6 protein-coding genes are annotated in these 7,487 nt (G+C 27.4%); 3 read left to right on the top strand and 3 right to left on the bottom strand.

What is annotated here, in order from left to right:
* Positions 1-263 precede the first annotated feature (263 nt).
* On the top strand, positions 264-842 hold the full coding sequence (locus GOY08_RS06450) for a hypothetical protein (protein ID WP_158998039.1): 579 nt from the start codon (positions 264-266) through the stop codon (positions 840-842).
* A 274-nt stretch (positions 843-1,116) separates the two neighbouring features.
* On the opposite strand, the gene GOY08_RS06445 is transcribed toward GOY08_RS06450, so the two are convergent.
* Entirely contained in the window at positions 1,117-1,317 is a 201-nt protein-coding gene (locus GOY08_RS06445) for a hypothetical protein (RefSeq protein WP_158998038.1), read from the bottom strand.
* Between the two features lie 166 nt (positions 1,318-1,483).
* A complete protein-coding gene (locus GOY08_RS06440; RefSeq protein ID WP_158998037.1) occupies positions 1,484-3,985 on the bottom strand; it encodes an alpha-ketoacid dehydrogenase subunit alpha/beta in 2,502 nt (833 codons plus the stop codon).
* A gap of 154 nt (positions 3,986-4,139) precedes the next feature.
* Between GOY08_RS06440 and GOY08_RS06435 the strand changes: the two genes are divergently transcribed.
* Both GOY08_RS06435 and GOY08_RS06430 read left to right on the top strand, forming a co-directional pair.
* On the top strand, positions 4,140-4,844 hold the full coding sequence (locus GOY08_RS06435) for a hypothetical protein (protein WP_158998036.1): 705 nt from the start codon (positions 4,140-4,142) through the stop codon (positions 4,842-4,844).
* An 8-nt stretch (positions 4,845-4,852) separates the two neighbouring features.
* Positions 4,853-5,578 (top strand): hypothetical protein, encoded by a 726-nt coding sequence (locus GOY08_RS06430; RefSeq protein ID WP_158998035.1) that lies wholly within the window; start codon positions 4,853-4,855, stop codon positions 5,576-5,578.
* Here GOY08_RS06430 and GOY08_RS06425 read toward each other — a convergent pair.
* On the bottom strand, positions 5,560-7,329 hold the full coding sequence (locus tag GOY08_RS06425) for a leukocidin family pore-forming toxin (protein ID WP_158998034.1): 1,770 nt from the start codon (positions 7,327-7,329) through the stop codon (positions 5,560-5,562). The two genes, GOY08_RS06430 and GOY08_RS06425, sit on opposite strands and share 19 nt — an antisense overlap.
* Positions 7,330-7,487: the final 158 nt, after the last annotated feature.

The following is a 7,487-nucleotide window of genomic DNA, read 5'->3' as shown; positions in this document are numbered from 1 at the left end:
TCCCAATGACTTGTTAGCATTTAATATGTTTTTGGGTAAAGTGACAACTGAAGAAGATTACAAAAATTTATTACAAACAAAATACCCTATTCATATTAAAGAAGAAAAAATACCCTTGTTGTATGAGAAGTAATTTTTGAAAAATCATAAAATATTATTAAAATTATTTTATATTTTCCGTATATTTTTCTAAAAAATGTGGAAAGTATTTTGCGTTGATAGTACTTCTTAACTATTGTCTAACAAATTATAGGTTATTAAAAATGATTAGAAAAACACTTAAAATAATGAAACTAATTGCTACAAATACTTTTTTTATAAAACTTATTGCAGTAATTTTTTCTATTAAAATTATTTTATTATATATTGAATTATCAAGAGATATATCTGAAAATGCATTATATTACAAATTATTAATTGTATTCTTACCGCTGTTTTTTTGGTTGCTAGATTCTTATTTTGGCTATAAAAAAAGAATATTTTCTGAAATAAACAAGCAAAAAGAATTGATTTTTCTTGAAGTAGAAAAGAAGGATGAATTGACTTTAAAAGTAAAGAAAGTAACTCATATTAAAAAATTTGTTATTTCTTTTTTATCAATTTTTAAATTAAGTATTTATATACCAATTTTATTTTTCGCAATAATTTTCTCTGGTTTTTTATTCAATAATATGAATAATAGTGATTTAGGGGGTATAGCTTTTAGTTTAGTAATTATAATTGGCTACATTATTTGGCCTCTCGGTTTTTTTTATTGCTTGATTCTTATTTTGGGTATAAATAAAATATATTGTCAAATAAAAAATCAAAAATTATTTTCTTTGAAGAAAAAAGAAAGATGAATTGACTTTAAAAAAAAGTTACTCACATAAAAAATTTGCTAGATCTTTTTATCTATTTTTTTATACGCTTATTTTATTTTTTGTAATAATTTGCTCTTGTTTTTATACCATAGTAGAGATTTAGGAATATTTTTATTAAAATAATTATACTTTTTCCAATTATTGAGACTATTATTAAAGTATTTTCAATTATCCATTTTAAAAAGTGACAACTTCAAATGGGGGATAGAAACATATTCAGAATATCTTAGTGCTAAGTCCCTAAATAAATTTATTATCCACCATTTCCGCCATTTCCGCCATTTTCACCATTTTCACCATTTTTGCCGTTTTTACCATTTTCGCTGTTTTTAGAAACTAAATTTATGTTGGGCTCCATATTTTTATGATAAATTAAATTTCTGTTACTATATGCTGTGTTACTTATTAATAAAAATAATGCTGAAATAATTTTAGCTAGTACTATTTTTTTCATTTAAATATTGTCTTATAATATTTTTTTATTATAAATTTTAAAAACTTTTAGCTTTTTAAAAAATAGCAAAATTACACTTAACTTTTAAAAGAAATAATGTAAACTTAAGCAGAGTTCCATAACTAGAAATTATGATTTTTAGCTTACATATTTAAATTTTTATAGATTAAAAATTTTCAAGTGTAGAATTATGTGTTAAATTTAGGGAATTTTCACCTGATATGGCACCTTGACGCCTTACTTCTTGATTATAAAAATCATGGAATTTTTTAGGAGATCTTTCCTGCATAATTTGATAACAAATTTCAATAATATGTTCAGTTTGTGGCTTACAATAAAAGTCACCATCACGCCCATAAGCGCCTCTATTTTCTTTTGCGGATAAAGTTCTTGGCATGCAATCTAAATAATGAAATGCTTTGTCTCTTTCAATAGACTGTTGCATCATATATGCAGACGCTCCACCTGGGACATCTTCATCTAAAAATAATACAGCATTTGTTTTCTTAATTGACTGACTAATAGTATTTGTTAAATCAAAAGGTAATAATGTTTGTATATCAATAATTTCTGCTGAAATATTCATTTTTTCTAATTCTGCAGCTGCTTCTAAAGCAAGTTTGCAACATGCACCATAGGTAACAATAGTCAAGTGCTCACCATTTTTCAAAATTTCTGGATGGCCTAAAGGAACAGTAAAGGTTCCAATATTATCTGGAATTTTTTCTTTCAAACGATATGCATTGAGAACTTCAATGACCAGAGCAGGATTATCTGATTGAAATAAAGTATTGTACATGCCAGCTGCTTGTGTCATATTTCTTGGGACGCATAAATACATTCCTCTAATTGAATTTAAAATGGTTCCCATTGGCGAACCTGTATGCCAAATACCTTCCAGTCTATGCCCTTTTGTGCGAATGATCACGGGAGCTTTTTGTCCCCCAGCAGTTCGGTAGAGTAGGGTAGACAAATCGTCGGAAGCAGTTTGTAGACAATATAAAAAATAATCAAGATATTGGATATCAACTAAAGGTCTTAAACCCCTAATTGCAGCGCCTATTCCTTGTCCTAAAATAGTGGCTTCACGAATCCCTGTGTCTGTAACTCTTAAATCACCAAATTTTGCATTTAGTCCTTCAAAAACTAAGTTAACATCACCTAATTTACCAACATCTTCTCCTAGGACAAAAAATTTAGGATTGTTTAAAAACTGTTGTTCAAAACATTTTTGCAAGACTACTCTGCCGTCAACGGTTTCTCCTTGAGGAGAATAGGTAGGATCAATTTTTTTAACATTTAATGGTGATTGTTTTGAATCACTATATAGTTTGCTTTCATAAATATAATTATATTTTCTGGAAAAATCATTAAAAAATTGTAATAGTTGATTTTTTTCTGATGATTCTTCATTGCGTATATTAATAATAGTTTTAAATAAATTTGAGTGAATAACTCTTCTGTTTAAAGAAACAGCATTTTCTAAATTATAAATGCATTGTTTTATTACTTCTGAGCTCTGTGTATTATTCAAAACAAGTTTTAAATAGTGGAGAGCAGTGTTAACTTCTTTTTTAATAGGATTTATTAAAAGATCCCAAGCTTCAGAACGACATTTTTCTACATAAATTTTTTCTTCTTCATCTATTAAGTTTAATTCGTTTTCAGTTGAAATATTTTTGGCTATAATCCATTCTCTAAATTTTTTAATACAGCAATAATCTTTTTCCCAGTCTAGTCTTTCTTTAGATTTATATCTTTCATGACTTCCACTAGTGGAATGTCCTTGAGGTTGTGTAACTTCTATCACGTGAACTAAAGCTGGTTTATGATTTTTTCTAACACTATCTGCTGCCATGCGATATGTTTCACAAAGAGCAATATAGTTCCAAGCTTCCACTTGATAAATGGATATGCCTTTATTGTCTTGATCATTTTGAAAACCCGAAAGAGCTTGAGAAATTGAATTATTTACTGTTTGTAATTGCCTTGGGACAGAAATACCATATCCATTATCCCAAACAGACATTAACAATGGAACTTGCAGAACACCTGCAGCATTCATTGTTTCAAAAAAGATTCCTTCTGATGTAGAAGCATCGCCAATCGTTCCAAAAACAATTTCGTTACCTTGGTTTGAATAGTGATGTCCTTCGGAATGTAAACTTTTTTCATTGCGGTAGAGTTTTGAAGCATAAGCTAAGCCAAGCATTCGGCTCATTTGTCCAGCAGTTGGAGAAATATCAGAAATTGAATTTTTATTTTCAAGTTGATTTTTAAAGAAGCCATTTTCATCAAGTAAGCGAATTCCAAAGTGAGAATTCATTTGTCTTCCGCCGGAATGAGGATCATTATTAATATCAGGATCTGCATAGAGTTGAGAAAAAAATTGAGTGACAGAAACATTTCCTAAAGCCATTTCAAATGTCTGATCTCTATAATAACCTGTTCTGAAATCTCCATTTGCGAAGGCTTTGCTTGCAGCAATTTGTGGGAGTTCTATACCATCTCCAAATATTCCAAAACTTGCTTTCCCTGTAAGCACTTCTTTTCTGCCTAATAAACTAGCAAATCTGCTTCTAACAGCAAGTCGATAATCCGAAACAATTTCTTCAAAGGAAAAAGAAAATTTCTTATTTTGAGATTTAATAGTTCGGATAGTTGCCATTGAAATGGACTCCTTCATTATGGAATTAGCTTCTAATTTTATTGAGAAATCCCAATGCAAATGGGATTGCTTTTATATACTCATATATGAGACAATTAAAAAAATCTACATTTAAGTTTTTTTTGGAGAGTAAAATAATATTTATAGGCAAATTATGTTCAAATTTATGTTTTTAGTTTTTTTTATAATCTTTATTAGTAATGCATTCTCAGAAGCAAATGAAAAGCCAGAAACTTGTAATTTTGTCCAAACAGATGCTTTTTTATATGACTATAAAATAATTAATTCTGATGATTCTAATCAGTCTGGAATAAACAATCAAGTTTTAACGGCTAGACCTGGCCTTGAACTATGCATTAAAACTAAACAATTTAATTTTCGTCCACATATTCTTATAAATCCATTTAATTCATCAACAGAAGGTGGATTGTATATTGGTAAAGAATATTCTAATGCCGAACTTGGTTTGTATTCAAGTATTAATTATAGTCAAAAAACACTAGGAAATAATAATAAGTTAAATGAAACAGTTGAAAATAATTTATTGCTAGGACCTTATTTGTATTTATTTCCAAGTTTAAGTGAGAACAATTCTGTAGAAATTTTATTTAGACTATCTTACTACTACTATCTTAATCAAGGAACTGTTAATGGTTATACAACTACAACTTCAAAAAAAAATGGGGTAAATTTTTTATTTAGTTTACTTTATGCGACATATTTAAATAAAAATTTAGCTTACTCACCATCAATCAATTTTGTATATACTTATGCTGTTGAAATGGTGGGTGGAAATATTGGATCAAATATTTTTCAAATTCAAATTTTACCTATTTCTTTTCGCTGGTATTTGCATTAGGAGATTTTATGGTTGAAAGTTTAGTTTTTGGAATAATATCTTTATCAAGTTCTAATTTTACATTACAATATTTAGAAAATTTTTTTGATTTTTATAATAAAAAAAGAAATAAGGAAGGATTAAAAGAAAAGGTTAATGTTTTTTTATATTCAATTTCGGACGAATATTTTAAGATGAATGAAAATGAATTAAAAAATGAAGTTACAAAATGTATAAAAAATTTTCAAGCAATAAATGTTTTTAACTTAATCGTGCCTTGTAGTGAATTGTACTTTTTTAAGGAAATTTTTTTTAAAAATTCAAATTTTGATTTTTATTTTTCGGTTAGTGAAAGTATAAATATATTAAAAAAAAGCTCTTTAAAAAAAATTGCTATAATTTCAAACGATAAAAGTATTGAAAAGAATATTTTTCAAGATCAACTTACTGCTAATGGAGTGCCATATTTCTGGAATGAAAATTTACTTGAAATGATTAATGAAGTTATAATTTGTACTAAGCAATCTGGAATAAATGCACATGTTAATAGAGTATTTAGCAATATATTAGCTTATTTAAGCTTAAATCAATGTGACAGTATTTTGATTGATAACTTTGAAATTAGAACTATTTTCCAAAAAAATAAACAAAAGACTCATTTAAAAATTTTTGATACCTTTCACATATTAAATCAGCAAATATTTAAGTCAAAATTATTCTTTAGAGATGAAGAAAATTATAAAACAGCACTATAAGCTTCTAAGTGTAATTTTCTTTCAGAATTAATATCAACAATTTTTACTCTATGTGAGGAATCTGTCCCAAGTACTTTTGTTTTATCATTGCTTAGGTGTATATGTCCTAACTCATTTAAAACCCATTTTTGATTGTAATTAATATTACATGTGTTTACTGTTAAGTAACCTGTTTGATCTAAATTAAGGCAATTTTCATTAAATAATCTTGTTTTAAATTGTTTTTCATCATTATCATAACCCCAAACTTGGGCACGGGAATTATTACAATCAGCTTGCACAATATTTTTATTACTATCAACAATTAAACATTTACTAGAATAAAGTTCTTTTGTGTTTTGCAAGCGAAAATTTAGTTCTGAAGCAAAATAAGGGGAACTCCAGTCAACTGAAATTTGTTCTGTAACACTAGGTGTTATATAATTATTTGTCTTTATATTTATGTAGTGAAATAAAGCAAGGCTCAATTTTCTTCCAAGTATAACACCTGTTTCGACATTGGTTCCTAATTCAAAAATGGATTGCCCTTGATTTTGCTTACTAGTTTTAAATACTGCTTGAAATGAAGGGGTAAATGATTTGTGACTGATTGCAGAAAATTTACCTTTATTTGCTGACCAACTTTTTTGCCATGCTGCTTCTGTAAAATGGCAAGTATTAAAATCTTTTCTGGTTAGATAGTCGCAAATTTTATCATTTACTTTTGAATCCCACATCCATTTTGCTTTATTATTGTAGCTAACATTTTCTATAGTATATTCATAGGTATTATATGAAACATTTCGCAAATTTGATATTTGAATTGAAGCTCCTAAAGAAACATTTGCATTAGGATTATGATTCATAATCCCACCTAAAATATTTCCTGATAGCCCAATTGTTGTGCCATGACTTTGCGTAATTGTTGTGCCTGGATTGGTATTTTGTGGAAAAGTTTTCGCTAATTTTACATCATTTGTTGAAGTTAATTCATTAACCCAAAAGCTATATTTATTTGCATAAGGGCCAACAAAATCTCTTTTGCTTCTTAAAAACTCATTTCTATTAAAGCCTTGATTTATGTCATCTGCGAGATGCCAACCAGTACCGCCTTCCTCATCAGGGGATACAGAAAACATTAAGTATTTTGCATTTTCTGTCTTTATTAATTGCCCAGTTTTAGGATCCTCTTTCATTGTAAATTTTGAACCAGATAAATCTACCTTATAATTTAATTCTAAAAAAGCATTATTTATACAGTAATCTCGAATTTCTTCCTCATCAAAAAACATAAGCATTGGGCATTGGATATTTTTTCTAACTAAAGTAACATTAACTGTAGCATTAGTTAATGAAGTTTTTACATTTCGCATATTTTTATTTTGTAGATCTTTCTCATTTTTGAGAACTTCTAAGTGTTTATTTAGAATTTCATTGCTAGGTTTTTCATTGTAAACATAAAATTTTGGACCATTATTGGATTTAGCAACCAAGATATAATTGCTAGTAAAACTTAAACCACTCAATTCATTTATTAAATTGCTAGCTAATTTACTTTTATCAATTGAGTTTTTTTCTAAATATAGGGGCTTATAATTTTCATATTCTTTTAAGTAATGTTGTTTATTATTTTCTTCCTTTAAAACTACTAGCCCAGGATAAGTGTATTCAGTTGAGGACTCTTCTTTTTTTTGGTCTTTTTTACCACAACTATATGCGAATAAAATTATAATAGCAGACAAAGAATACAAAGTAACTTTATTTTTTTGCATGTCTCACCTCTAATATTGTTTTTGACATTATATGGGCAAAAAAAATAGAATACAAACAAAATCTTAAAAATAAAAATAAATTTTATTTGTTACATTAGTAAATAAATCGAAAAAACATTTATTCTTTTTTGTATAATAAAAATAGAAGTTAATTTTGA

Origin of the sequence: Pigmentibacter ruber, from assembly GCF_009792895.1 — a bacterium.
GTDB classification, from domain to species: Bacteria; Bdellovibrionota_B; Oligoflexia; order Silvanigrellales; family Silvanigrellaceae; genus Silvanigrella; species Silvanigrella rubra.
Note: the sequence above shows the minus strand (reverse complement) of the source record. Positions and strands in the feature narration are given on the sequence as shown.